Source organism: Agromyces sp. P1_H4 (genome assembly GCF_056405255.1).
In genome coordinates this window covers 1-1,229 of record NZ_JBFUCL010000552.1, presented here as the reverse complement: position 1 = coordinate 1,229, position 1,229 = coordinate 1, and the positions used below count along the sequence as shown (strand labels likewise).

At 73.7% G+C, this 1,229-nt stretch carries 2 protein-coding genes; both read left to right on the top strand.

Annotated features, from left to right (window positions below):
• The coding region (locus AC1DY2_RS19890) for an NAD(P)/FAD-dependent oxidoreductase (RefSeq protein ID WP_476763983.1) at positions 1-863 on the top strand (863 nt) is incomplete at its 5' end.
• Positions 864-900: 37 nt separating this feature from the next.
• The coding region (locus AC1DY2_RS19885) for a dihydropteroate synthase (RefSeq protein ID WP_476763982.1) at positions 901-1,229 on the top strand (329 nt) is incomplete at its 3' end.

The window sequence follows — 1,229 nt, the reverse complement described above, 5'->3', positions numbered from 1 at the left end:
CGCTCCGCACGGTGGGCGACTCGATGGCGCTCCGCGAGCTGCTCTCGCCGGGTGGCCGTCGCATCGCCCTCATCGGCAGCGGATGGATCGGGCTCGAGGTCGCTGCGGCCGCGCGCGGGTACGGCAACGACGTCACGGTCGTCGCGCCCGACGCGGTGCCGCTCGAGGGCGCGATCGGCCGCACCGCGGGTGAGGTCTTCGCCCGCCTGCACCGTGAACACGGCGTCGACCTCCGCATGTCGACCAGGGTCGAGGCGATCGCCGGCGACGACGGCCGCGCGACGGGCGTGGCACTCGAGGGCGGCGAGGTCCTGACGGCCGATGCGGTGATCGTCGCCATCGGCGCGTCCCCCGTCACCGGCCTCGCGGAGGCGGCCGGCATCGAGATCGACAACGGCGTCATGACGGATGCCGCGTTCCGCACGAGCGCCGACGACGTCTACGCCGTGGGCGACGTCGCGAACGTGTACCAGCCCTTCCTCGGCCGGCACCTGCGCACGGAGCACTGGGCGACCGCGGAGCACCACGGCCCCGCCGCGGGCCGCTCCATGGCGGGCGAGCGCATCGAGTTCGACGAGGCGCCCTACTTCTACACCGACCAGTACGATCTCGGCATGGAGTTCTCGGGCTACGGTCCACTGATGGCAGGCGTCGAGCCGGTGTTCCGCGGCGACGTGCCGGGGCGTGAGTTCATCGCCTTCTGGCTGGCCGACGAGCGGGTCGTCGCAGGCATGAACGTCAACGTCTGGGACGTGAACGAGCAGGTGCAGCAGCTCATCCGCTCGCGTGCCCGCGTCGACGGCGCCCGGCTCGTCGACCCGGCCGTGCCCCTCGAGCGCCTCGTCGACGAGGCGACGGCATGACCTCGCCCGGCTGGGCGGGCGCCGCACGGGTCTCCGCGTGAGCGGCCCGCTCGGGTGGGTCGAGCCCGAGTTCGCCCATCCGGTGCGTCGCATCGCGGGTCGCGAGGTCGACTTCCGACGTTCCATCGCCGTCATGGCCGTGGTCAACCGCACTCCCGACTCGTTCTACGACCGGGGCGCGACCTTCGGCCTCGACGCCGCCGTCGACGCCGGCCGGCGCGCCATCGCGCAGGGCGCCGCCTGGATCGACATCGGCGGCGCGAAGTTCGGGCCGGGTCCGGCGATCCCGGTGGGCGAGGAGATCGATCGCGTGGTGCCGGTCGTGGCGGCGCTCGCGGGCGCGGGGGCGGCGCTCTCCGTCGACAC